General features: G+C 53.8%; 22 protein-coding genes and 1 tRNA gene. 8 read left to right on the top strand and 15 right to left on the bottom strand.

Annotation, left to right across the window (positions count from 1 at the left end; genetic code table 11):
- Positions 1-197 precede the first annotated feature (197 nt).
- The gene (locus ACNSOI_RS12315) at positions 198-1,238 is read left to right on the top strand and encodes a hypothetical protein (protein WP_420194138.1); all 1,041 of its coding nucleotides are present in this window, start codon (positions 198-200) and stop codon (positions 1,236-1,238) included.
- Here the strand turns inward: ACNSOI_RS12315 and ACNSOI_RS12310 are convergent.
- Both ACNSOI_RS12310 and ACNSOI_RS12305 read right to left on the bottom strand, forming a co-directional pair.
- The gene (locus ACNSOI_RS12310; protein ID WP_286250524.1) at positions 1,231-1,764 is read right to left on the bottom strand and encodes a hypothetical protein; all 534 of its coding nucleotides are present in this window, start codon (positions 1,762-1,764) and stop codon (positions 1,231-1,233) included. The genes ACNSOI_RS12315 and ACNSOI_RS12310 overlap by 8 nt on opposite strands.
- A 145-nt stretch (positions 1,765-1,909) precedes the next feature.
- The gene (locus ACNSOI_RS12305) at positions 1,910-2,584 is read right to left on the bottom strand and encodes a spermidine synthase (RefSeq protein ID WP_058090233.1); all 675 of its coding nucleotides are present in this window, start codon (positions 2,582-2,584) and stop codon (positions 1,910-1,912) included.
- Positions 2,585-2,799: 215 nt separating this feature from the next.
- Here ACNSOI_RS12305 and ACNSOI_RS12300 point away from each other — a divergent pair, with 215 nt between their 5' ends.
- Positions 2,800-3,354: a PEP-CTERM sorting domain-containing protein gene (locus ACNSOI_RS12300; protein WP_286250521.1), complete on the top strand. Its 555-nt coding sequence runs from the start codon at positions 2,800-2,802 to the stop codon at positions 3,352-3,354.
- 77 nt (positions 3,355-3,431) lie between these two features.
- On the opposite strand, the gene ACNSOI_RS12295 is transcribed toward ACNSOI_RS12300, so the two are convergent.
- The 7 genes from ACNSOI_RS12295 to ACNSOI_RS12265 form a co-directional block, all read right to left on the bottom strand.
- A tRNA-Arg gene (locus ACNSOI_RS12295) sits at positions 3,432-3,508 on the bottom strand.
- Between the two features lie 171 nt (positions 3,509-3,679).
- Positions 3,680-3,895, bottom strand: coding sequence for a hypothetical protein (locus tag ACNSOI_RS12290; RefSeq protein ID WP_420194137.1), 216 nt, complete (start codon positions 3,893-3,895; stop codon positions 3,680-3,682).
- Positions 3,892-4,269, bottom strand: coding sequence for a hypothetical protein (locus tag ACNSOI_RS12285; protein ID WP_420194136.1), 378 nt, complete (start codon positions 4,267-4,269; stop codon positions 3,892-3,894). Before ACNSOI_RS12285 ends, ACNSOI_RS12290 begins: the two co-directional genes overlap by 4 nt.
- Positions 4,256-4,735: a hypothetical protein gene (locus ACNSOI_RS12280; RefSeq protein WP_420194135.1), complete on the bottom strand. Its 480-nt coding sequence runs from the start codon at positions 4,733-4,735 to the stop codon at positions 4,256-4,258. The genes ACNSOI_RS12285 and ACNSOI_RS12280 overlap by 14 nt, the downstream gene beginning before the upstream one ends.
- Before the next feature lie 183 nt (positions 4,736-4,918).
- Positions 4,919-5,077 (bottom strand): hypothetical protein, encoded by a 159-nt coding sequence (locus tag ACNSOI_RS12275; protein WP_420194134.1) that lies wholly within the window; start codon positions 5,075-5,077, stop codon positions 4,919-4,921.
- Positions 5,070-5,651 (bottom strand): hypothetical protein, encoded by a 582-nt coding sequence (locus ACNSOI_RS12270; protein WP_420194133.1) that lies wholly within the window; start codon positions 5,649-5,651, stop codon positions 5,070-5,072. The genes ACNSOI_RS12275 and ACNSOI_RS12270 overlap by 8 nt, the downstream gene beginning before the upstream one ends.
- 14 nt (positions 5,652-5,665) lie before the next feature.
- Positions 5,666-6,190 carry a hypothetical protein gene (locus ACNSOI_RS12265; protein WP_420194132.1) on the bottom strand — a complete coding sequence of 175 codons (525 nt, stop codon included), beginning with the start codon at positions 6,188-6,190 and terminating at the stop codon, positions 5,666-5,668.
- Positions 6,191-7,203: 1,013 nt separating this feature from the next.
- Between ACNSOI_RS12265 and ACNSOI_RS12260 the strand changes: the two genes are divergently transcribed.
- Positions 7,204-7,419, top strand: a complete 216-nt coding sequence (locus tag ACNSOI_RS12260; RefSeq protein WP_420194131.1) for a helix-turn-helix transcriptional regulator — start codon at positions 7,204-7,206, stop codon at positions 7,417-7,419.
- A gap of 79 nt (positions 7,420-7,498) precedes the next feature.
- Positions 7,499-9,472: an AAA family ATPase gene (locus tag ACNSOI_RS12255; protein WP_420194130.1), complete on the top strand. Its 1,974-nt coding sequence runs from the start codon at positions 7,499-7,501 to the stop codon at positions 9,470-9,472.
- A 180-nt stretch (positions 9,473-9,652) separates the two neighbouring features.
- Here the strand turns inward: ACNSOI_RS12255 and ACNSOI_RS12250 are convergent, their stop codons facing one another.
- Both ACNSOI_RS12250 and ACNSOI_RS12245 read right to left on the bottom strand, forming a co-directional pair.
- Entirely contained in the window at positions 9,653-10,576 is a 924-nt protein-coding gene (locus ACNSOI_RS12250) for a hypothetical protein (RefSeq protein WP_420194129.1), read from the bottom strand.
- Positions 10,577-10,585: 9 nt separating this feature from the next.
- The gene (locus tag ACNSOI_RS12245) at positions 10,586-11,809 is read right to left on the bottom strand and encodes a tyrosine-type recombinase/integrase (RefSeq protein WP_420194128.1); all 1,224 of its coding nucleotides are present in this window, start codon (positions 11,807-11,809) and stop codon (positions 10,586-10,588) included.
- A 329-nt stretch (positions 11,810-12,138) separates the two neighbouring features.
- Here ACNSOI_RS12245 and ACNSOI_RS12240 point away from each other — a divergent pair, with 329 nt between their 5' ends.
- Both ACNSOI_RS12240 and ACNSOI_RS12235 read left to right on the top strand, forming a co-directional pair.
- Positions 12,139-12,858: a TIGR04283 family arsenosugar biosynthesis glycosyltransferase gene (locus tag ACNSOI_RS12240; RefSeq protein WP_420194127.1), complete on the top strand. Its 720-nt coding sequence runs from the start codon at positions 12,139-12,141 to the stop codon at positions 12,856-12,858.
- Complete coding sequence (locus ACNSOI_RS12235; RefSeq protein WP_286250517.1) at positions 12,845-13,486, top strand: TIGR04282 family arsenosugar biosynthesis glycosyltransferase; 642 nt, start codon at positions 12,845-12,847, stop codon at positions 13,484-13,486. The genes ACNSOI_RS12240 and ACNSOI_RS12235 overlap by 14 nt, the downstream gene beginning before the upstream one ends.
- Here ACNSOI_RS12235 and ACNSOI_RS12230 read toward each other — a convergent pair.
- Together ACNSOI_RS12230 and ACNSOI_RS12225 are read right to left on the bottom strand one after the other, a co-directional pair.
- Complete coding sequence (locus ACNSOI_RS12230; protein WP_420194126.1) at positions 13,483-16,335, bottom strand: insulinase family protein; 2,853 nt, start codon at positions 16,333-16,335, stop codon at positions 13,483-13,485. The two genes, ACNSOI_RS12235 and ACNSOI_RS12230, sit on opposite strands and share 4 nt — an antisense overlap.
- Before the next feature lie 36 nt (positions 16,336-16,371).
- Complete coding sequence (locus tag ACNSOI_RS12225) at positions 16,372-16,671, bottom strand: hypothetical protein (RefSeq protein WP_061333122.1); 300 nt, start codon at positions 16,669-16,671, stop codon at positions 16,372-16,374.
- 378 nt (positions 16,672-17,049) lie between these two features.
- On the opposite strand from ACNSOI_RS12225, the gene ACNSOI_RS12220 reads away from it, so the two are divergent.
- The gene (locus ACNSOI_RS12220; RefSeq protein ID WP_061333123.1) at positions 17,050-19,035 is read left to right on the top strand and encodes an SDR family oxidoreductase; all 1,986 of its coding nucleotides are present in this window, start codon (positions 17,050-17,052) and stop codon (positions 19,033-19,035) included.
- Positions 19,036-19,092: 57 nt separating this feature from the next.
- Here ACNSOI_RS12220 and rnt read toward each other — a convergent pair whose 3' ends face one another.
- Complete coding sequence (gene rnt, locus ACNSOI_RS12215; protein ID WP_072676981.1) at positions 19,093-19,758, bottom strand: ribonuclease T; 666 nt, start codon at positions 19,756-19,758, stop codon at positions 19,093-19,095.
- Positions 19,759-19,795: 37 nt separating this feature from the next.
- Positions 19,796-20,827, bottom strand: coding sequence for a dihydroorotase (gene pyrC, locus ACNSOI_RS12210; protein ID WP_420194125.1), 1,032 nt, complete (start codon positions 20,825-20,827; stop codon positions 19,796-19,798).
- A 159-nt stretch (positions 20,828-20,986) separates the two neighbouring features.
- Between pyrC and ACNSOI_RS12205 the strand changes: the two genes are divergently transcribed.
- Positions 20,987-21,913, top strand: coding sequence for a flagellar protein MotY (locus ACNSOI_RS12205; protein ID WP_420194124.1), 927 nt, complete (start codon positions 20,987-20,989; stop codon positions 21,911-21,913).
- Positions 21,914-21,919: the final 6 nt, after the last annotated feature.

Below are 21,919 nucleotides of genomic sequence, written 5' to 3'. Positions count from 1 at the left end.
GCACTACCTGAGGCAATGGTATCCATTTCTTGCAAACCGTAAAGCGGATTGCGGTACTTTTATGTGATTAACTGCTACGGGTCAAATGGCTTGCACTCTCCTGTGTTCCTTGAAGGGACAGCGGTTAGCGATGCATGACTCCAATGGTGCCGGCGTTCCGTGTAGACTAAAACCTTTCAGGTTGCCGGGAGTACTCGATGCAAGAGCCTGTGCTGTTCAGAACCCACCGTCGCCGGAGTTTGCTCTGGCTGGCACTGATTGCGCTGGCTGTTGCCGTGCTGGTGGCGGTTCGGTTTCAGCCGCAACCGGTGGAAGAGCGGCTGGTACGCCTGCATGCCCAGGATGTATTTGGCGCAGGTTCGACGGTGCTTGCCGAGCCACTGCCGGTGCAGGCCCTGCTGCTCGATTATCGGGACGACCGCCTGCTGTTGTTGAAGGCCCAGGCGGCGCTGCAGGTGTATCCGGAACACACCAGGTGGCTGATGGAGTTATTCGGGGAGGAACCCGAGTTTCAGGATGCCCTGAAAGCCCACGGTGAGTACCTGATACCTCCGGTTATCCATTTTTACCAGAACCCGGTCAGATCTATCGAGCTGATGAATCGCGTGGCCGGAACCCGCCAAACCCTCACACCCGAACAGCGCGCCTGGTATGCCGTCAATTTTGCCAACAAGGAAGGGCAGGATTTCACCGGTCAGTTTGTGGTGGGCCCGGACGGGAATGTCGAGTGGATCTGGACCGATCGCATCACCGAAGGCGTTACCCAGTTCTTTACCAGCGGCATTCGCACCCTGGAATCCCGGTATCGCACCGATCAGCCCATTCGTGCCAGCGATGTGGGCTGGGCCGCCGTGGATGCCATTGTTATCGGCAGTGCGGTGAAGTTTCTGAAAGCGGGCAGGGCGGCAGCCACCACGGCGCGGGCTTCTACTGTCACTGCCCGTTCAGCGGCGTACAGCACCCGCCTTGCCCGGGCCGGGCGCATGGCCTCGGTTATGGTTGGTCATGCCAGATGGCCCGCCGTGGCTGCCCTGGCCTATGTGGCCGTTCGACACCCGTTGGTGCTGAACGACCTGTTCGCCGGTGCAGCCAAAGTACTCGGTGTGCCGCCCTGGATGGTACAGGTGCCCGGCTGGTTTCTGATTCTGCTGCCGTTCCTGTTGCTGTTACGCTGGATGACGCGGGTTTGCCTGTGGTTCGTTCCGGCTTCCTGGACCCAAGCTCGCGGCCTCAGATAGTGCGTACCAATTTGACGTTCCGGTTTTTGAGAACGGTTGTGGCCTCCTTGAGCTGCTCCGAGCTTGAGGCATGGACTGTCAGTACATACTTGCCTTCCGTCAGGGCAGTCTGCGCTTTCACAACGTAAGGGGTGTGGTCAGGCCTGAGAGTAACGCCGCCTGCAAGCAGCAAGCCAAGAACCCCGCCAAGCGCAGCCAGAACGGCCGCTGCAGCCATGGTGTTCTGCACAACAAAGCCCACCCCGGCAGCACTGAGAATCAGGAACAGAATAAAACCTGCGATTGCGCCACTAACGCCCAGCCAGAGGTGCGAGCGTAACAGCGTATGCCATATACCCTTGTTCTCGGGCTCCAGCGCTTCACCTTGATGTTGGTCGTGGGGGGTTACAACAAGAACCTGTTCATCATCCAGGCTGGTATCTCGTGACAATGTTTGGGCTACGCCGTTTGCATCCGATTCGGTTTCGAATATTGCGGCGACTTTATGGGCCTGGTGTTCACCGGTAATACTCACTGAGGGTTTCATGGAAATACCTCCTGAGTGCTTCTGCAAAGATAAGATCTTCGTCGAAACATAACGGCTTTATAGTCCAGCCTAGTTCATATGAACCTGTATTTCGAATGACTTTATCGCAATGTAACAGTGACAGGATCGGAACCTGTCGCAATGGTTACCAGGCCAGCCAGATGGTGTGGCGTGCGCCTTTGCCGGGGCGCAGGGCGCGCACAACGACTGGCTCTACCGAGAAGCCTGCCCGGCGCAGGCGTTCGGTGAAGGCGTGTTCCGGGCCGGCGGACCAGTAGGCCAGAATGCCGTCCCTACTCAGGGATTTCTGGGCAGCAGCAATGCCTTCGGGTGAGTAGATCCAGTTGTTTTCCTTGCGGGTAAGGCCTTCCGGGCCGTTATCAACATCCAGCAAAATGGCATCCCAGTTGCCATCACCCTGTCTCAGAAGTTCTGCTACGTCGCCTATGTGCACCTGGGCTCGGGCATCGTTCAGCGGATAGCCGGCCGCCGAGCCCAAGGGGCCACGGTTCCATGTTTCAACCTCCGGGACCAGCTCCGCCACCGTCACCCGCGCTTTTTCACCGGTTGATGCCAATGCCGCCGCCAGGGTAAAACCCATCCCCAGCCCGCCAATCAGAATACGCGGCTCTGGCAGATGGCTCAGGCGTTCACAGGCCAGCGTGGCAAGGGCATCTTCAGAACCATGCAACCGGCTGTTCATCAGTTCACCAGGCGCCCCGGCGATCTTGATGGAAAACTCGTCATTGCGCTGCAGCAGGCGCAAGCGGGTGCCGTTGCCGGGGATGGTTGCGGTGCCAATTTCGTTAAAGCGGGCCATTCGATGGATTCCGGTGGTGACAGGGTAGGCGGCATTGTAACCCCAAACTGGGCGCAGCTAAGCGTGAGCGCTCCAAAAATTCGGTGTCAGAATATTTTACATGTGACTTGGTGCGCCGTTCTGCTGGCCGTTTGAAAACCCAGTGATACGTGCCATGGTTCGATAATTGCTTTAAATTACCTGATGGATCATAGGTAAATCGAGGGACTGAACGCGTGAAGAATCTACTGACTATTGTGCTTGCCTGTTTGGCGCCGGCCGCAAACGCCGCGCTAATCACCTACAGCTACGACCACCCCATTATGAACCCGTACGAGAGTCATAATGCCACCGCGATCATCGAGGTTGATTCGGTGCTGCGTGGCCTGGTTTCTGTTCAGTTTACCAGTGACCCGATAACGTTCAGTTGGACTGGGCTTGTGCCATTGATGTATGACCAACCGATATCCGATACCGACGCCCTTTACGAGAACGGATTCGAGCCCTTTGTGGTGGATAACTTTGAGTTTTTCCTTTTTCTCGACCTGTTTTACCTCGAGGCCGGCAAGGATATTTTCGACAACCTGCACCTAACCGCACCGTTTGAGGGTGCGCACGTCGGTAATCGGGACTCTGGGGACTACTACTGGCTGACTGGTCGCCTTAAGAAGATTGCGCCGGCCAAGGTCCCCGAGCCTTCCAGTCTATTGCTGTTGCTTGCGGGTTTGCTGGGGATTGCCGGGTACCGATGGGTCAAGTCAATCAGGGGCGTTTTCCGGGTACCCTGCTAGAGGCGGTTGACCTTCTCTCTCAGGGTGCAAGAGTGTTCAGTGGTCGAGGGTAATAACAACACTTGAATAAGGTTGTTTGGTACCCCCGGCAGGACTCGAACCTGCTACCTTCCCCTTAGGAGGGGGACGCTCTATCCAGATGAGCTACGGGGGCATTTCTTAAAAATCCCTTATTTAACAATCACTTGCAGTTGATTTCAGTGTAACAATTTTGCCGACTGGGGGCGTGTAACGTGTGCTGTGCAACGTCTGTGTAACACCGGCCACATAGCGTGACGTATAAACAAGGGGTATTGCTGGCGGGTTGGGATAGCTACCGTGGGGGTTAAAACTCTGCATCAAACTTGGCAAAGAAGCCATCAACCAGCCGTTGCAGGCCGGTATCGTGATATTCCTTGCCGGGGTTGTCAAGGCTCCAGTCGTAATATTCCTTAAACGCCCTCAGAGACACGCTAGCCCGCTTAGAATCCGCTTTCCGGGCTAGGGTAGTGGCGCGGCCTTCCATGTCCGCTAGCCGTCTTCTGAGAGTCGCCTTGTTCACTTGGTTGCCGCCTGCTCAAGTTGCTGTAGCCGCTGTTCCTGCTGGCGGAGTTGTTCTTGTACCTGTGTTAGCTTGCTCTCCAGGTCGCGGACTTTGTTGTGTACGGGTGCAATCAGGTTGATATCATCAAAATAACGACTGTTGATAAAACGAACCATTGCTCTACGAACATATAGGGTATTAAGCAATAGCAATTCCCGTTCACGAGGGTAGAGGTCAAGCACTTCGTCCTGAAAGATGTTAACCAGTTCTTCAACGGCAAATGCATCTGTAACGGTTTCCTTTTTGTATTCGTGGTGTTCTTTCGTACACGCTGGCTCGTCCAGTGGTGCGATCTCTTTAAAGCGGGTGAGTACTCCGTTAATCCCAATCATCTTCATCGTCCTCAGTGTCTGTCAGTTTGTTAAACCCTTCGGTAATTTGCGCTTCCAGCTTTTCAATCTTGGACGCCAGTTCCTCAAACTCGATAAGGCTTCCTAGCTCTTTAAGCGCCCGGAGGAGTTGCACCCCGTTTTCCACTGAGAGTTTCCCCTTGGCTACTTCGGCCAGAATGTTCTCGGCTTTTTCAACAAGGGTTTCGCCCTGCATATTGAATTTGATGGGTTGCTGTTCTGCTTTATAGGTAGGGAACAGGGTTCTGTTGATAAAGTCTTTAGCTGTTTTATCTTGGCCTGAATGACGAATCATGCGATCAAGCCAATCGGCCTCTGTCATGCTGTTACGCTTTAGCGCCTTTAAAACTTTATCTCTAGTAACCCTTGCCCGTGCTACTGAACCGCCACCCTCATTACCAGTTACGAACTGACCTTTGGAGTTGCGAGACAGATTAGCTTTCGCCATTGTTCCGCCCCTTCTTCCATGCATTCCGGTGACGCTCTACCATTTTCTGTCTGGCTTCATTAACGGTATCGGACTGATTATTATTCGGTTTCCCAACGGGTGCTGGTGGTGCGGTTGTAACGCTATCGTCAGGGATGATGTCTTTAAACATGAACTGATTAGTACCGATCTTAGTTACACTCATTATTGAAACCTCCGCATAGCGATTTGATTAAACCGTTGCTTTTGCTTTTCCTCAAAAGCCTTATTAGCTAATACCCGGTTGTGTTTCTCCAAGTTTTTGTCTTCCGGTTGATTTGTCTTCTTCTGCTTCTTCTGTTTGCGCTTTAGTTTGTTACTCATAATTGACCCCTATAAGGACAGTTGAATAAAATTCGTTATGATCGTTGAATTTGCCAATTTCAATTTCAACCTTACGTTTATCCGCTTCCAGGCTTTCCAATTTAGGCAGTAGCTTTGCCGCTTCACCGCCAGCGTCAGCCAGTACCATCTCCTGTAGCGCCCTTCGGTCCCTTGCTGCTACTGGGGTAATGGTCATATGCTTTTCAGGGTCTTGGCGCAATGCAGCCGCAGCCGTGCGAGAGTTCCAACGAACATCGTAAAAGTTGACGCAATAATCATTCTCCGGCGGCATCCACTGGTTATGATGTTTAAGTTCAGCCCGTACTTCTGCATCAAATTGGATTTGCTCAGGTGTAAGACTTAGGAATTGTTCTGATTTAAAGTAATCTTCAATCGCTTGTTCTACTTTAACGATTTCCTTTTCGATGTTGTCTTTAATAACGCTGTATCCGGCGACGGCTTCCGAAAGTTGCTGGCGGGTTTCCACTTCCAGCTTGTCAAAGGTTTCCTTTGCTTTTTCATTAATGCTGATTACTTTGGTTTTGATTTTCTTTACTTCTGATTGAACGGTCATCGGGTTTCTCCTGATTAATTATATTGAACGGAAGCCAAACGAGCTTCACCGGTTGCGCGGCCATTACTTCCAACGGGTTCATATAGGAAAAGGTTTAGAATGATGGTTGCTTCCATGACTGAAAGCCTTTTGTTCTCTACCATTGTTTTTACTTGGTGAACTACTTCCCTTGCTCGTTCATCTTCAAACAATGCGCCGTCAATGATCTCCTGAAGTCTTCCAAGAGCCTGACCGTGTTTACTACCTTTGTTAGCACCCGTTGGGGTTGACTTCGTTACCGGCAAGGATTCAATCTGCCTGATCAGCTTTAGGTATGGAGCCGGGTTAATACGGACGCCATTCCCATCAAATTGATTGGGGTTGCTAAGTTCTTTAAGCTGGTTCATGATTTCACGGTGTTCATTACCGTCAGCGCGAACGCCGTTTTTAAGCTCTCTAATCTTTGCCTCAAGAGCGCTAATCTTCGGTTGTACCAATTCCTGTTCCTGATAGTATTTCTGTAAAAGTGCTTCTACTCGGTTTGTCAGTTGCGTTGACATATAAGCCTCCTGAGGCCGTTGTTTATGTTGAATACAGTTTGCCCCGCATATAGGGCGTAACAAATGGGTACTCAGGCGCGGTGACCACCCCTCATTTCCGGGCTGGCGTTACACAGTCGTTACATGGATAGCGGTAGTGGCTGGCGGACTTTAGCCTAAAGACCGTAAAAACAATGGCTTATGGAATCTAAATCGCTGTTCAGAAAGGCATTTGGTAGGGCAAGCTCTTGGACGGCTGGCTTTGCTTTGGGGCGTGCGCCTTGTACTTGTAATTTACAACTAAACCGCCACGACCTTTTAAACCGATTTTAAGGACGACACAGGGCTGACCAGTACATTGCCATTACCCAACCCCTTAAAACTTATCTGGCGATCTTCTGAGCGCCCTCAGGCAGATTGGTTATCCGCGCCTTAAACCCTGCATAACGTAACCGCTTATATAGCGCCCGGTTGGGGTATTTCTAATCTGGAGCGCTAATCTCGTTTTATTTGCTGAGAAATAACACGCTTCACTGTAGCCACACGGTTTTGGTTGCTACCCCTCAAGGGGGGTAGCAACAACCGTGTGGTGGTGCTAAGTGACCACAATGTTTTGGTAAAACCGTGTGGTATTAAGCAAAACCGTGTGGTTGCCCTTAATCCCAACGGGCGCTTGGTCTACAGCGAAGTTGCTGAAAAATAGCCAAAACCGTGTGATCGTTCTGTAGCCCTTGCAGCGCAAGACTTTGCGGAAAACCGTGTGGTTAGGCGGTAGCGTAGCAAGTAGGAACCGTGTGGGGTATTTTTGTAAAACCGTGTGGTTGCGCTGTAGCCCTTGCGCCACAAGGGATTGAGCAAAACCGTGTGATTGCTGCTTTTGGCGCTAATTTTAGGGCATAACACGGTTTCAAAACCGTGTGGCAAAACTCCTTTTTGTTTTGAGGGGTACTCACTGCAATTAAGCCCCCATTTTCACACCCCTGTTACCGCTACATACTGCTCACCGTGGATTAAGGCAACTAACAGGAGTCATCATGGAACCACGGCTGTTAAATACAGAACAAGCGGCTATCTATATCGGGCTAGCTAAACAAACCATTACCGAGATGAGGGTAAAAGGCGGAGGCCCGAAGTTCTGCAAGATTGGTCGGGCTGTAAGGTATAAGCGCGAAGACCTGGATGCGTGGATTGACCAGTTTGAATCTGTCGGTTCATTAGCCGAACATCACGTTTCTTCAACCGAAGCATAATCATAAGAGCTGATCCAAAACAGTAACACGAAACCAGTAACACAGCTTTACATCAGCTCCTTAATTTCTAGGAGCGGTAATGTCAATCGAAACCATAAAGCCAGAACAGCGATGGCTTAACTGGAAGTTAGTAAAGGGTCGCAAGCGCCCCATCTATTCGGATGGAACGCCACGAACCAAAGATAGATATAACAGCGAATTCACTTCTGATTCCCTATTAGTTGATTATCAAACGGCGAAAACCACGGGCGCTGAATTAGGTTTCGTAACCGGTCAAGGCGTTGTTTGCATAGACATTGATAATGCTATCACTGACGGCAAGCTACACCCGGTAGCGCAAGAAGTCGTCGATAGCTGTAACAGCTACACCGAATACTCTCCCAGCGGTAACGGTCTCCACATCCTTTGCAAAGGTAAGCTCCCGGTGGTGGGGGTTAACTGCATCTACGACAACCATGACGATCTCAAGGCCGATGCTGGCCCTTCGTTTGATCTGTTTGATGGTGGTCAATACGTCACGTTTACCGGCAAGCATTTAAAGGGCACACCGAAGGAGATTAACCATGTCCAAAATCAGGCGATACAAAAATTCTCAAAAAGACTTAAAGCTGAAGACTCAGAAGATGAACCAGCACACACCAGCAAGATACCGAGAGATTCCGTTTCACCAGAGGAATGGAAAGGGTACAAGCGGCGAGCACAGGCACAGCTAGAGCAATGCTGCGAAGTCATTGAGCTGCAACCAGCCGCACAAGGTAAAGGGCGTAAAACAACCATATTCTCCCAAAGCGGTATCATCGCGGAATGGGTTAAAGCTGGTCTACTAGGTAAACAAAAAGTATTGCAGGCGTTAACGGAGGCGGCTGAGAATCAGGAAGAACCGTTACCAGCATCGGAAATAAAGCGGAATATAAATAGCGGGTTTGAAAAGGGTTGTATTAAGCAGCCGGTAACGCTGGAGTTCTTAAAAACAACCGACACGACCTCGATGGCTGGCAAAGCCGTGTCGGCTAAAGGCAGTAAAGAAGATAACCGCTTTATTAATTTAGGTAATCCAGCGCGAGAAGTAAAGCTTAATATCAACTGGCTTGTTAAAGGGTTTCTTCCAAGAGCGGGTATTTGTGGGATATATGGTGACTCATTTACTGGTAAGTCGTTTATTGCTTTAGATATTGCCTTTTCTGTAGCCACGGGCGCTGATTATTGCGGTCATTTGGTAAAGGCTCCAGGTGACGTTTTATATGTCGCTGGCGAGGACGACGGTGGTATCAGTATGCGTTCCCATGCTTACCGCCAGCACCACGATATAAACGACTCAGCGCCGTTGTATATGCTCCCCAGTCCCGAAGATATGTCTAACCCTAAAAACGTGGAAGCTTTTGTTGATGAGATTGTTGATTGTGGTCTAAGCCCCCGGTTGATAATTCTTGACACGCTTGCCACCTGTTTCGGTGGTGGGGATGAAAACAGCACTGGCGATATGAATAAGTTTTTCGATGGGCTGCGTATGCTGCGTGATCGTCTTGATTGCTGCGTTATGTTTGTTCATCACACAGGGCATAAGGACAAAGACCGGGCGCGGGGGAGTAGTGTTCTATATGCGGCATTGGATGCTGAATATATTGTAAAGAAACAACCGAAGACCGAGTTTATTAGCGTTGAGTGTACCAAGTTAAAGAACAACAGTACCGGCAAACTGTTTAATGAATTGTTCCATATTGAAAGCGTGGAATTAGGATTTGATGAAGACGGTGACCCTGTTTCCTATGGCGTAGCAATAAACGATGGAGAAAGCGAGATGAGTGATTTTAAAGATTGTGCAGACCAGATAAAGATTACCGGGCGCAACCAGAAAAAGGCTATTGCGATTGTTGATGAGGAGTTGGCAATTACAGGTGATGAGCTGAGAAGCAGGTTGCGGGAGGAAGGCGTTAGCCAGCAACGCGCCTACGAAGCAGTGAAAAATCTCATTGAGAAAGGGGCGCTGCTACAGGACGGGGAACTACTGGAAATCAGCGACAAGGTTACACAGGCGTTACATAATTCCGGGTGAGTCGCTGTAAGGACTGGTATTAGCGGGTTTGCCTTACACTGGTACGGGCATTCCCTAGCCAACCCAACGGGCGCTTACAGGTCGGTTTACAGGTTCGGGGCGGAGGTTGGTATAGGGTAGGGGGTAAAAGCGCCGTACAGATCGTCTGAGGCGGCGCTAGCCTGACTTAGCCCCCGGTGGTTACGTTGGGTGTTTGGCAAGGTAGCGCTCACGTACAGCTTTGATGGTGCAGTCCTTCGGTACATCTTTTCCGCGTACAACAGGGTTAACCGCTTTAAAATACCCCCAGTGGTTAATCTCATCACACACTTGCTGGATTACCGGGTGTTTGTTTTCCAGCTTTCTGTAATCTAACCCTTCCGCTTCGGCCCTTTCCTTGATCATGTATATTATCCGGTAGTCTATAGAGCCGTTACCGATACGCGGGTTGGCAGAATCTCCACCTTTTAGCTTCTTCTCATTTATGTTTTCCACAAGAAAAGCCTGTAACTCATAACTGATAGGCTGTTTCCTGCTATGTCTTTTCTTAGCGATGATTGTCAGTTCTTCATATTCAATTTTGGTCAAGTTAAACTTTGCGGCTTGATACCCTTCCGTTTCCATGTAGGCATAATCTACAAGAAGTTGGTCTACAAGGTATTCTGAAGCCCTTTCATTGATATCTTTTAATGCAGATCGGTTTTTATCATCGCGTGAAAATTCAACTATTTGCTCGTACCCATTGCCTTCCAAAAGAATCCCGGTTTGTTTATAAAAGAGTTCCCGCCGGACTTCCATTTCAAGCTGGTTATATCGCGGATGCTCTGCTATGTCAAAGAAGCGCCAGTACGCATTTTCACCAGACCGTGAGCGCTTGCATAGGCAATCGGAATCACAGTGTCCAAGTTGGCACTTGTAATACTTATCAGACACCTCTCGTAAAAACCATTTCACAGCCTTTCGGGTAGTGGCTTTAGTCTTTAGATCAATGTCCCTACCCATACAGGACAGCAACGGCTTTTCAAACTCCTGATCTTTTTCTAAGTCGATAACAGGTATTGTCAGTAGGTTTAACTTACTACTGTAGATATTATCAAAGTACTCTTTCAGGCTTTTAGGCTGCATAGCGATTCCTCAGTCTAGCAGAGCTACAGCTTGCGCCGTGCTGTCTGGTGAAAGGTGAGCGTAGCGCATGGTCATCTCTATGGTGCTGTGTCCCAGGAGCTTTTGTACCATGTAAAGCGGAGCGCCCTTCATAACGAGCTTGCTGGCGAATGTATGGCGCAAGTCGTGGAATCTAAAGTTTTTAACCCCCGCATCCTTCAGGATAGTGCTCCACATACTTTTTATTTCTACCAAGGGTTTGCCGGTTTCCGGATTAGGGAATACCAATCCCTCACGGGTGCTATGCTTGTGCCAATCTTTCAGCACCCGTTGGGTTTCCTTGTTCATATTGATGTAACGCTTCCGTGAAGACTTAGCGGTTTCCGCCGTAACAGTAATCAGGTTGTCGTGGAAGCTGACATTCTCCCAGCGTAACTGGAATATCTCGCCCCGACGCATACCCGTATTCAGCGCCACCAAAACAATCGGCATTATGTGATCGCCGTATAGCCTGTTATCACCGGGGGCGAGTTGTTTCAGCTTTAGCTTATTCCGTACTTCTAAAGTCTCCCGCAACCGCTTTTCTTCTTCGGGCAACAGGTATCGGTTACCGGGCGTATCTTTGGTGTCTAGGTTCTTGCAGCGTTTCAGGGGATGGGCTTCTAGATATTCTTTATCAACCGCAATACTCATGATCGCCCTAAGCGGGTTCAGCGCTCTGTTGATTGAAGTAGGTTTCAATCCTTTAGCCAGTGTGTCGGCTTGCCACTTCTCAATCATCTTCGGAGTGATCTGGTCAATCCGGTGATCTAGGAAATCTGCAAAATGGGTTTTAACCATCTGCTCAGTTTTGTCAGTAGTCTTCAGCCCTCTGCGTTTTGCATCTGGGATATACACTTCTTCCAGGAATGTTCGTAACACTAGCTCCCGGTGGTTGTCTTCTATTTTACGTTTCTCTTCTGCCTTCTCTTTTGCTTTACGGCGTTCTTCAACCGGGCAAATACCCTCACGGGCTTGGGAGCGTATCTTTAGCACTGCATCACGGGCTTCCTTTAGGGTGATAGCGCCGTATGCATCTATAGTGCTGTAGGCTGGCTTACCTGCTCGCCGGTAGTAGGCTCTAAAAACCTTCTTGCCGGTGGGTAGGACGTCCAGCACTAGGTAAGGGTTTTCGGTATCCCATACCCTCACACGGGTGCTCTGTGGTGCTAGGTCGCGGATAAATTTGTCAGTAAATTTTGCTTTGTTCGCCATTTTTCAGCCCCTGTAACGCCTGTGTACGAGCAACGTGTAACGCCTGTGTAACGCTGGTGGCGTGTAACGGCGTAGGATCACGTATGCCCACATAGCAACAGTATGGTTTGAAATCCCTTGGGAATAAAGGGCTACAGGGCGGTTTTGCTATTTGGTAATACGTGCAAGGGGGCTGGAGTAGGGTGATTGAAACCCCTTAGGAGGGGGACGCTCTATCCAGATGAGCTACGGGGGCATTTCAGAAGAGGCGGTATGATAGCCGGCAAGGGCTTGTGGCTCAAGGGGTGTCCGGTTATGGTTGGGCCTTGTTCTCTTGGTCTGTCGCTTTTATGGATGCCAATTCCCGGATTGCTTTGTCTTTGAGCGTGGTCGTGCCCGTGTGGCGGGAGGCGGCCGGTATTGAAGAATCTTTGCAGAGGCTACAGCCCATCCGCCAGGCCGGTCACGAAGTGATTGTGGTAGACGGCGGCAGCCCGGATAACACGGCTGACCTGTCGCGCCCGTTGTGTGACCGGTTGCTGGTATCGGAACCTGGGCGGGCAGTGCAAATGAACGCGGGCGCTGCCGCTGCCCGTGGCGACCTGATTTTGTTCCTGCATGCGGATACGCGCCTTCCCCCCGATGCCCTCGAACAGTTAAGTGAAAGCCAACGCCTTGGTCGCCCCTGGGGGCGATTTGACGTTCGCCTGAGCGGCCGGCACGTCATGTTTTCGGTGATTGCCTGGTTTATGAACTGGCGCTCCCGGCTCACCGGCGTGTGCACTGGAGATCAGGGTATTTTCGTGCGTCGGGACGTGTTCGAAGCGTTGGGTGGCTATCGCGCCATGCCGTTGATGGAAGACGTGGAGTTGTCCAAACGCCTGAAACTGGTGGCACGCCCTTACTGTATTTCGTCGCCGGTGATTACCGACAGCCGGCGCTGGGAGCAGGGCGGTGTGTGGCCCACAATTGTGCTGATGTGGCGCCTGCGTTGGCGTTATTGGCGGGGTGACAGCCCCGAATCCCTGGCGGCCCTTTGGCGGAGGAACGTGCGCCATGCAAGACACTGATCATTCACCGGCGATTCTCATGCAGTTTGCCAAATGGCCGCAGGCGGGCCGGGTCAAAACCCGGTTAATTCCGGCCCTCGGTATTGAGGGCGCGCTACAGGCTCATATCACCCTGAGTCTGGAGGTACTGGATAATCTGTGTGCCACGGGCTATGACGTCAGCTTCTGGTGGGATCGTCCGTTGGATCAGCCGCCTGAAGAAGCTGCTCCCTTGCTGGCCAATATCGAAGCAGCCAAATTGCCCCAGTCTTTTCAGCAAGGTGGCGATCTGGGGGAGCGAATGGCCAGGGCGTTGGGCCAGGGTATTGCATCTCATCACCGGGCCGTGGTGATTGGCAGTGATTGTCCTTCAGTAGACCCCGGTTATGTGCGCTCCGCGGTAGCGGCTCTGGAGCATTACGATGTGGTGCTGGGCCCGTCGGATGATGGTGGTTATGTGTTAATCGGTGCTCGCAGGCTGGCGCCCGGTGCGCTGGAAGGTATTGCCTGGGGTACGCCAGATGTTATGCAGCAAACCCTGCAGAGGATGGATGCTGCGGGGCTCAGCGTTTACCTGCTGGAACCCCGCTGGGATGTGGACGAGCCGGAAGACTGGCAGCGCTTCCGGCGTATGGTTGGCGAACGTTAGCGTTCTACTCGGGCTGGCACGGCATCCCGCTGGCGCAGTCGGTCAAGAACGGACCGGCTGTTCTCGCCATCATCGCCCGTAACCACCAGCAGTGCCCTTTGGCGCTCTATCATGGCGTTGCGGAAGGTCGTTTTCAGCTGATCCAGGGTGACTTTTTGAATGGCCTCCGCCAGGCGCTCCCGGCTGTCGAAGGCGGTGTTCCCCCGGTCGATTTCCCGCCAGTAACGGCCCGACACCTCACCTAACTGCCGGTCTCGCTGAAGCAACTGGCTGATCACCGCTTGTTTCTCCCGAGCCAGTCGCTCGGACGTTAACTCTGCCAGGCGGTCTGCGTACCCTTCAGCGAATTCCATCACCGCCTGGTCAATGGCTTCAGCCGTTGCTTCCGGAGATTGCACAACCAGCCCCAGGGCCGGTGTTTCCAGTATCTCGAAAGCGGTGGCGTAAACGATGTAGCCCAGCTGGCGGTTGGTACGGATGTCCTCATAGAAGGGGCTGCTCAGAATCTGCGCCAGCAGGCGGAACCTTGCCCGCTCCTCATAGGAGGTGTCGCGCCCCTGCAAGTACAGCGTATAGCCGGTATCCGGGTGTTCCAGAGTCAGCGTCGCCAGGGTTTGACCCTGCGGCAGCTGGCGCATGCGCGAGCGGTCTACCGTGGTGCGCTCCCGATTGTTCAATACCATGGCCTGAACCTGCCGTGCCATATTCAGTGTCGTTGCCTCCGTCAGGTTGCCGTGGGCCAGCATTACCGGGTCTGTTTGTGCAACCAGGCGGGCGCCAAAGGCTTCCAGTTCGTTCAGGGTGACTTCACGCGCGGCAGCGAGTTTATCCGGTACCGGAAAGGTGCCATCGATGAGGGCCGTTTGAATGAATTCCGAGGTTTGCTGAACCGGCCGGTCTTTGGCTTTGTTCTCAAGACCATCGATCAGTCTCTGCCGGGCAACGTCGAAACGCTGCTCAGTAAACTTCGGATCCGCAAATTCCAGCAGAATCCGGTTCACCAACTTGTAGAGCTTGTCGTTATAGCCACCCACCCGGATGGTCACACCCCGAAGATGTGGGTAAATGCTGTAGTCCAGCCCGGCCAGCCGCGCAGAATAGGCCCAGGCGTTCAGGTTGGTATCGATGGCGTCCACCAGCAATTGGGTTAGCACCTCGTTGCGGGCGGAGGATCTCGCCTGCGGAGTGCGCAGGCTGATAAACACGTTGGCTTTGGGCGTGTTGAACTGGGTGTCCCTGGCGTACCAGACAGCCAGACCATCCAGTTCGTCCAGCAGCACTGGCTGGGCCATGGTGTTTCCGGGTACCAGCTCCAGGTTTTCCGGAACAAACGGATTGGCGGCGGGCAGGGCCAGGCGCTCAGCCAGCGTGGACTCTACCTCACTTTCGACGCTGAGCGGCGCTCTCTGCCAGGGTGTCTGATACCACTGCGTAAACTGCGGCGCTTCGAAATTCTGGTTGGGGGCAGACACCCAGACTTTGAGGTTATCGGGCGTCAGGCGTTCCAGAAGCGCTTTGTACTGTTCCGGAGCGTAACGATCCATCAGCCAGGGCGCGCTCAACAGATCTTCCGGTGGATAGTCCCGTAAAAGGCTGGATAGGCGCATGGCTTCGCGCATCGGCTCACTGCGCTCGCGAAACCGGAAGTCAATCACCGCAAGCTGTTTCATTTCCTCGAAGCGGTCTTCGTTGACTCCGGATTGCCGGACCTTATCGATGTACCGAAACGCCAGCGCGATGATCTCGTCCTGCCGTTCGAGGCCTTCGCGCGTGAGAGACATACGGATGTCCAGCGTGGCATGATCCCCGGTATCCATCCCCAGCCCGGCGGACAACGACTCCACCAGGCCCGCCTGTTTGAGGGTGTCAAACAGGCTGCCGGGGCCCTCGTGGCCAAGCAGATTGGCCACATAGGATGCCGGTTTGGTCCGGTAATTGTCCCGCTGCGATGGGATCGGGAACGACAGCGTCATGCTGCGGGAATCTCGCAGGCTTTCAGCAGTGATGCGTTCGGGCAATCTGCTCTCAACGTACAGCGGCTGTGGGTGTGTCTTGGCCTTCAGGTTTCGGTTTTCGATGGCGATAAAGCGTTCCCGGACCATCTGCTCTAACTGGTCGAGGGGCTGCGGGCCGTAAACTGCCAGTGTCATGATGTTGGCGGAATACTGGTCCTGCCAGAACTGGATCAGGTCTGGTCTCAGGGGGTTCTCTTCAGTGTTTTCCAGGGTTGTCAGGTTACCGACGGCAAACTGATTGAAGGCGTGATCGGGGTTGCCCCCGGCCTTCAGAACAGACAGGAACCGGCGGCCATCTTCCTTGAGTTTGGCGGTGTACTCCGAGTGCACAGCGTTACGTTCCCGGTCGACCAGCTCCGGTGTGAACAGCGGGTGGGAGAACTGCTGGGCGAAGCGGTCAAGGGCCGGCTCAAGGAATTCTGCCTCGACATCAAAAAAATAGTTGGTGTCGGCAAATGCGGTAAAGGCGTTATGACTGCCGCCATGGCTGCGAATGAACTGCTGGTACTCGCCCGGGTCCGGATACTTCTCGGTTCCCAGGAACAGCATATGTTCCAGGAAATGTGCCAGACCCTCGCGGTCGGCGGGGTCGTTGCCGCTGCCAACGGCGACATTCATTGAGGCGGCTGCTTTGTCGGCTTCGGGGTCTGAGGCCAGAATCACCCGCAGGCCGTTGTCCAGTTCCAGAAACCGGTATTCGTTAGGGTCGTTGGGGCTTTTGGTCGGCGATGCGCCGGCAACAGCCAGAGGGCTGAGCAGCACACTGCCAAGTAAAAATAACAAAACAAACTGGAAACGGTACAGGTTCTGGAACACGGGGCGGTCAGCTGTCATGGTGCCTCTTCTGTCCGGTCAAAGTGGGGGTTTTGCTCAGTGCATGATCCCGGATTGGGTGCCAGCGGGTTGCTGGTCCAGGGTTTTGCGGGCAAGGCTGGCGGCTTTGTCGGCGTCCAGTTCGCCCGAAGCGATACGTTCAAGTACGGTCGCCATGATCGCAACGGATTGCCGATATTCGGAAAACTCCGCCTGGAAAGCTTTGTCGATCGCCTGATAGACCGCCTGGATCTTCTCCTCCCGACTACCACTGTTAGCGGCGGTGTCGTTGATGGCCTTCAGGCAGGCGCGGGCGATGGCAATGTAGCGTTCGGTATTGGGGCTGTCGTTTTGCATGCTGGTCTGGTAACTCTCAGGATCGTGGCTAGTTAGTGACGCCGTCTGGCGCGGTAAGTTCCCGATTATCGCATTGCCGGGCGAGCCTTGCATTGCCCATCGGTAATTGTGGTCGCAAGGCTCGCAGCAGGTGTTTACTGTGCTAATCTCAAACTCAGTGTGTCGGCAACAGGGACATTTTCTACCAGGCGGAAGGCCGGTTTTTAGAGTAAAGGCTCTAACAAAAACAAAGGGTTACAGAGTAAAAGCTCTAAAAAAGTTCGATACATGAAAGTTGCAATTAAGTACAATGCCGGCCAATGGAATGCAGGTAAGACTTTAGTCTTACTCGTGCTGGTGTAATGACAACAACAGAGCAACAGGCAGGATGGAGTACCTATGAATTATTTCCTGACAGGCGGTACCGGGTTTATCGGCCGCTTTCTGGTTGAAAAGCTGCTCGCCCGAGGCGGTACGGTGTATGTTCTGGTACGTGAACAGTCCCAGGGCAAACTCGAAAAACTGCGCGAGCGGTGGGGTGTGGATGAGTCCCGGGTAAAGGCGGTCATTGGTGATCTGACCAGCAAGAACCTCGGAATCGACGCCAAGACCCTGAAATCCCTCAAGGGAAATGTCGATCACTTTTTCCATCTGGCGGCGGTCTATGACATGGGCGCCGATGAAGAGTCCCAGGCGGCCACCAACATCGAGGGCACCCGGGCGGCGGTTCAGGCGGCTGAGGCCATGGCGGCCAAGCACTTCCACCATGTGTCATCCATAGCGGCGGCAGGCCTGTTCAAGGGCACCTTCCGGGAAGACATGTTTGAGGAAGCCGAGAAGCTGGACCACCCCTATCTGCGCACCAAGCATGAGTCCGAAAAAGTGGTGCGGGATGAGTGCAAGGTGCCGTTCCGTATCTATCGCCCCGGCATGGTGATTGGCCATTCCGAAACCGGCGAGATGGACAAGGTTGACGGCCCTTACTACTTCTTCAAGATGATCCAGAAGATTCGCCATGCCTTGCCGCAATGGGTTCCCACCATTGGTATTGAAGGCGGCCGCCTGAACATTGTGCCGGTCGATTTCGTGGTGAACGCCATGGATCACATTGCCCATCTCGAAGGGGAAGACGGCAAGTGTTTCCATCTGGTGGACTCTGATCCCTATAAAGTGGGTGAAATCCTCAATATCTTCAGCGAGGCGGGCCACGCTCCCAAAATGGGGATGCGTATTGATTCCCGGATGTTTGGCTTTATTCCCCCGTTCATTCGCCAGAGCATCAAGAATTTGCCACCGGTTAAGCGCATCGCCAGTGCCGTTCTGGATGATATGGGCATTCCGCCGTCGGTAATGTCGTTCATCAACTATCCGACCCGTTTCGATGCCCGTGAAACTGAAAGGGCGCTGAAAGGCACCGGCATCGACGTGCCGCGCCTGCCAAGCTATGCGCCTGTGATCTGGGACTACTGGGAGCGTAACCTGGACCCGGATCTGTTCAAGGACCGCACCCTGAAGGGAACAGTGGAAGGCAAGGTGTGTGTTGTCACCGGTGCCACTTCCGGTATTGGCCTGGCAACTGCCCAGAAACTGGCGGAAGCCGGTGCAATCCTGGTGATTGGCGCCCGCACCAAGGAAACCCTGGACGAAGTGGCAGCCGATCTGGAAGCCCGTGGCGGTAATATCCACGCGTACCAGTGCGATTTTTCCGACATGGAAGACTGTGATCGCTTTGTAAAGACGGTTTTGGATAATCACGGCCATGTAGACGTACTGGTGAACAATGCCGGCCGGTCTATTCGACGCTCGCTGTCCTTGTCGTTTGACCGTTTCCACGATTTCGAGCGCACCATGCAGCTGAACTACTTCGGTTCTGTGCGCCTGATCATGGGCTTTGCGCCGGCCATGCTGGAGCGCCGCCGTGGCCATGTGGTGAATATCTCGTCCATTGGGGTACTGACCAACGCACCACGTTTCTCGGCCTATGTGGCGTCGAAGTCAGCGCTGGATGCCTTCAGCCGGTGTGCGGCGGCGGAGTGGTCTGACCGTAATCTGACGTTCACCACCATCAACATGCCGTTGGTGAAAACGCCGATGATTGCGCCGACCAAGATTTACGATTCGGTACCCACGCTGTCACCGGATGAAGCTGCGCAGATGGTGGCGGATGCCATCGTTTACCGGCCGAAGCGTATTGCTACTCGCCTGGGTGTCTTTGCCCAGGTTCTGCACGCCCTGGCGCCGAAGATGGGTGAGATTATCATGAACACCGGTTACCGGATGTTCCCGGATTCTCCGTCTGCCGCTGGTAGCAAGTCTGGTGAAAAGCCCAAGGTGTCGACCGAGCAGGTGGCGTTCGCGGCCATTATGCGAGGTATCTACTGGTAAGCTGTCTCCAGGTAAGAAAAAACCCGCTTCGGCGGGTTTTTTTGATTCTTGCGGTTATCAGCTTGTCGCTTCTTCCTCTGGCTCAATGAGCGGCGGCGGAAAACCGCCCAGCTCTTTCCAGCGGTTCACGATGCCGCAGAACAGGTCAGCGGTTTTTTCTGCATCGTAGGCTGCGGAGTGGGCTTCCTTGTTGCTGAAAGGGATGCCCGCCAGTTTACAGGCCTGTGCCAGCACCGTATGGCCATAGGCCAGGCCAGCCAGAGTTGCTGTGTCAAAGGTGGAGAACGGGTGGAACGGGTTGCGTTTGATGTCGGCCCGCAAGGCAGCCGCAAACACAAAGTTGTGGTCAAAGGTGGCGTTGTGGCCGACCAGAACCGCACGCTTGCAGTCGTGGGCTTTCACCGCCTTGCGGATCGGGGAGAATATTTCGCTCAGGCCTTCCCGCTCTGGGACTGCCTCACGTTCCGGGTTCCAGGGGTCGATGCCGGTGAAGTCCAGGGCAGACTGTTCCAGGTTGGCGCCTTCGAAGGGGTCAATCTGCTGCACGTGGGTTTCCCCCCGGCGCAGCAAGCCATCGTCGTCCATGGTCAGTATGACGGCGGCAATTTCCAGTAGGGCGTCTCGCTCCGGATTGAAACCGGCGGTTTCAACATCGACAACCACCGGCAGGAAGCCACGGAAGCGTTGGGACATAGGATGTGGCGGCTTGTTTTCTTCTGACACTCGAACTCCGATGTTCGTGTTATGAATGAATAATGAGTTACGCCATGCGCCAGTGAACGGTTTCACCGGCCTTCAAGGGTACGATATTACCGTCGGCCAACGGCAGTTGCTCTGGCATGGTCCAGGGCTCACGTACCAGGGTAATGGTATCGGTGTTTCGTGGCAGGCCGTAAAAGTCGGCGCCGTTGAAGCTGGCAAAGGCTTCCAGTTTGTCGAGAATGCCGAGTTCCTCAAAGACGTCTGCGTACAGGCCAATGGCGCCGTAGGCAGAGTAGCAACCGGCGCAGCCGCAGGCGGCTTCCTTTTTGTCGCGGGCGTGGGGTGCGGAATCGGTGCCCAGGAAGAACCGAGGATCGCCGCTGGCAACCGCTTCGCGCAGCGCCAGCTGATGCTTGTTCCGTTTCAGGATCGGCAGGCAATACAGGTGGGGGCGGATACCGCCCACCAGCATATGATTCCGGTTGTACATCAGGTGCTGTGGCGTCACGGTGGCGGCCAGGTTGCCGCCGGTATGGGCGCGCACAAACTCGGCGGAATCCGCCGTGGTGATGTGCTCCAGCACCACTTTCAGGGTCGGGAAGGCCTCGATGGTTGGGCTCAGGACCCGATCAAGAAACACTTTTTCCCGGTCGAAGATATCAATGTCGGCGTCCGTCACTTCGCCGTGAACCAAAAGCAGCATGCCGCACTCAGCCATGGCTTCAAGAACCGGGTAAATATTGCGGATATCGGTAACGCCGGACTCGGAATTGGTGGTGGCGCCCGCGGGGTAGAGTTTGGCAGCGACAACACCGGCGGCCTTGGCTTCCCGAATGGTTTCGGGGGTCATACTTTCCGTCAGGTACAGTGTCATCAGCGGTTCAAAGCTGGTGCTGCCGGCAGCTGCCCGAATACGCTCACGATAAGCCATGGCGGCGGCCGCATCGGTTACCGGTGGCACCAGATTCGGCATGATGATTGCCCGGCCAAAGCAGGCGGCCGTGGCCGGCACCACGCTGTTCAGCACAGCACCGTCGCGCACGTGCAGGTGCCAGTCGTCGGGTCGGGTGATGGTGAGTGTTCTGGTCATGATGGTATCCGCAAAGCAGCCAAAAAATTTTGCGGATTATATCAGAAGGCGGATGGGAATGTTTTTGCTATTCCAGTCCCTTTGTGGCTCAAGTAATCATTTTGATCGCCGTTAAACAGTCATGTTGAAAACAGACCCGGTTTTCGAGGCGCTCTCACAATGACTTATTCGCTTCGCCATATACTTCATCAAAAGCTGGCAGCTGCAGGCGTGTCGGCTTTGTTTGCAGTGGCGGCTACGCCTGTTTTGGCGACAAGCTACGGTGCCGGCATTGAGAACAGCCAGTGGTACCTGTCGGAATCTGTGTTTGAGTGTTCTCTGGTACACGAGGTACCGGGATACGGCAGGGCGGTTTTCCGCCATCGGGCCGGCGAAGCGTTGAGTTTCTATCTGGAATCCGAGATCCCGGTGATGCGCCCCGGTCGCGGCCAGCTAGTGGTGGAAGCGCCAGCCTGGCGTCCTGGCGTGGCGCCCCGGGCCATCGGCTCGGTAACGGTCTCAGACCAGCCCAGGGCGGTCACGGTCAGCAGTCGTGAGGCAACCCTGATGACTCAGGGTTTGTTGCAGGGGATGCGCCCGACCGTCACACGAGCTGCCCGTTATGATGACCGGCCCGTGCGGGTTCAACTTTCCAACGTTAATTTCTCAGGCCCGTACTCGGGCTACCGGGAGTGCGTATCCAGCCTGCTGCCGGTGAACTACGACCAGATTCGTCGTTCCCGAGTGCCGTTTGTCAGCGGCAGTACCAGCCTGTCTGATACCGACAGGCAGCTGCTGGATAACATCGTGACCTACGTAATGGCGGATTCCACCGTTGAGCGGATATTTGTGGACGGCCATTCAGACAGTGTTGGCAGCCGCATCGATAACCGGGCGCTGTCCGAAGATCGGGCGAATGTGGTGGCGGACTATCTGCGATCCCGCGGTATCGATGATGACCTTCTGATTGTGCGTGGGCACGGTGACCAGTTCCCGGTTTCCCGCCGGCATGCGGATAATCGCCGTACCACCATTCGCTTGCAACGGCAGGGCGAGCGCCCGGAGTTACAGCAGGCGAACGGCCCGGGTATGGATTTCTCGGGCTGAATGGAG

Origin of the sequence: Marinobacter sp. GH_1 (genome assembly GCF_048595985.1) — a bacterium.
Lineage (GTDB): Bacteria > Pseudomonadota > Gammaproteobacteria > Pseudomonadales > Oleiphilaceae > Marinobacter > Marinobacter shengliensis.
Note: the sequence above shows the minus strand (reverse complement) of the source record. Positions and strands in the feature narration are given on the sequence as shown.

Bases quoted from the DNA above. Each gene is read 5' to 3' on its own strand.
- ACNSOI_RS12315 (WP_420194138.1), top strand. From the start codon at position 198: ATGCAAGAGCCTGTGCTGTTCAGAACCCACCGTCGCCGGAGTTTGCTC.
- ACNSOI_RS12310 (WP_286250524.1), bottom strand. From the start codon at position 1,764: ATGAAACCCTCAGTGAGTATTACCGGTGAACACCAGGCCCATAAAGTC.
- ACNSOI_RS12305 (WP_058090233.1), bottom strand. From the start codon at position 2,584: ATGGCCCGCTTTAACGAAATTGGCACCGCAACCATCCCCGGCAACGGC.
- ACNSOI_RS12285 (WP_420194136.1), bottom strand. From the start codon at position 4,269: ATGATTGGGATTAACGGAGTACTCACCCGCTTTAAAGAGATCGCACCA.
- ACNSOI_RS12280 (WP_420194135.1), bottom strand. From the start codon at position 4,735: ATGGCGAAAGCTAATCTGTCTCGCAACTCCAAAGGTCAGTTCGTAACT.
- ACNSOI_RS12275 (WP_420194134.1), bottom strand. From the start codon at position 5,077: ATGAGTAACAAACTAAAGCGCAAACAGAAGAAGCAGAAGAAGACAAAT.
- ACNSOI_RS12270 (WP_420194133.1), bottom strand. From the start codon at position 5,651: ATGACCGTTCAATCAGAAGTAAAGAAAATCAAAACCAAAGTAATCAGC.
- ACNSOI_RS12265 (WP_420194132.1), bottom strand. From the start codon at position 6,190: ATGTCAACGCAACTGACAAACCGAGTAGAAGCACTTTTACAGAAATAC.
- ACNSOI_RS12260 (WP_420194131.1), top strand. From the start codon at position 7,204: ATGGAACCACGGCTGTTAAATACAGAACAAGCGGCTATCTATATCGGG.
- ACNSOI_RS12255 (WP_420194130.1), top strand. From the start codon at position 7,499: ATGTCAATCGAAACCATAAAGCCAGAACAGCGATGGCTTAACTGGAAG.
- ACNSOI_RS12250 (WP_420194129.1), bottom strand. From the start codon at position 10,576: ATGCAGCCTAAAAGCCTGAAAGAGTACTTTGATAATATCTACAGTAGT.
- ACNSOI_RS12245 (WP_420194128.1), bottom strand. From the start codon at position 11,809: ATGGCGAACAAAGCAAAATTTACTGACAAATTTATCCGCGACCTAGCA.
- ACNSOI_RS12240 (WP_420194127.1), top strand. From the start codon at position 12,139: ATGGATGCCAATTCCCGGATTGCTTTGTCTTTGAGCGTGGTCGTGCCC.
- ACNSOI_RS12235 (WP_286250517.1), top strand. From the start codon at position 12,845: ATGCAAGACACTGATCATTCACCGGCGATTCTCATGCAGTTTGCCAAA.
- ACNSOI_RS12230 (WP_420194126.1), bottom strand. From the start codon at position 16,335: ATGACAGCTGACCGCCCCGTGTTCCAGAACCTGTACCGTTTCCAGTTT.
- ACNSOI_RS12225 (WP_061333122.1), bottom strand. From the start codon at position 16,671: ATGCAAAACGACAGCCCCAATACCGAACGCTACATTGCCATCGCCCGC.
- ACNSOI_RS12220 (WP_061333123.1), top strand. From the start codon at position 17,050: ATGAATTATTTCCTGACAGGCGGTACCGGGTTTATCGGCCGCTTTCTG.
- pyrC (WP_420194125.1), bottom strand. From the start codon at position 20,827: ATGACCAGAACACTCACCATCACCCGACCCGACGACTGGCACCTGCAC.
- ACNSOI_RS12205 (WP_420194124.1), top strand. From the start codon at position 20,987: ATGACTTATTCGCTTCGCCATATACTTCATCAAAAGCTGGCAGCTGCA.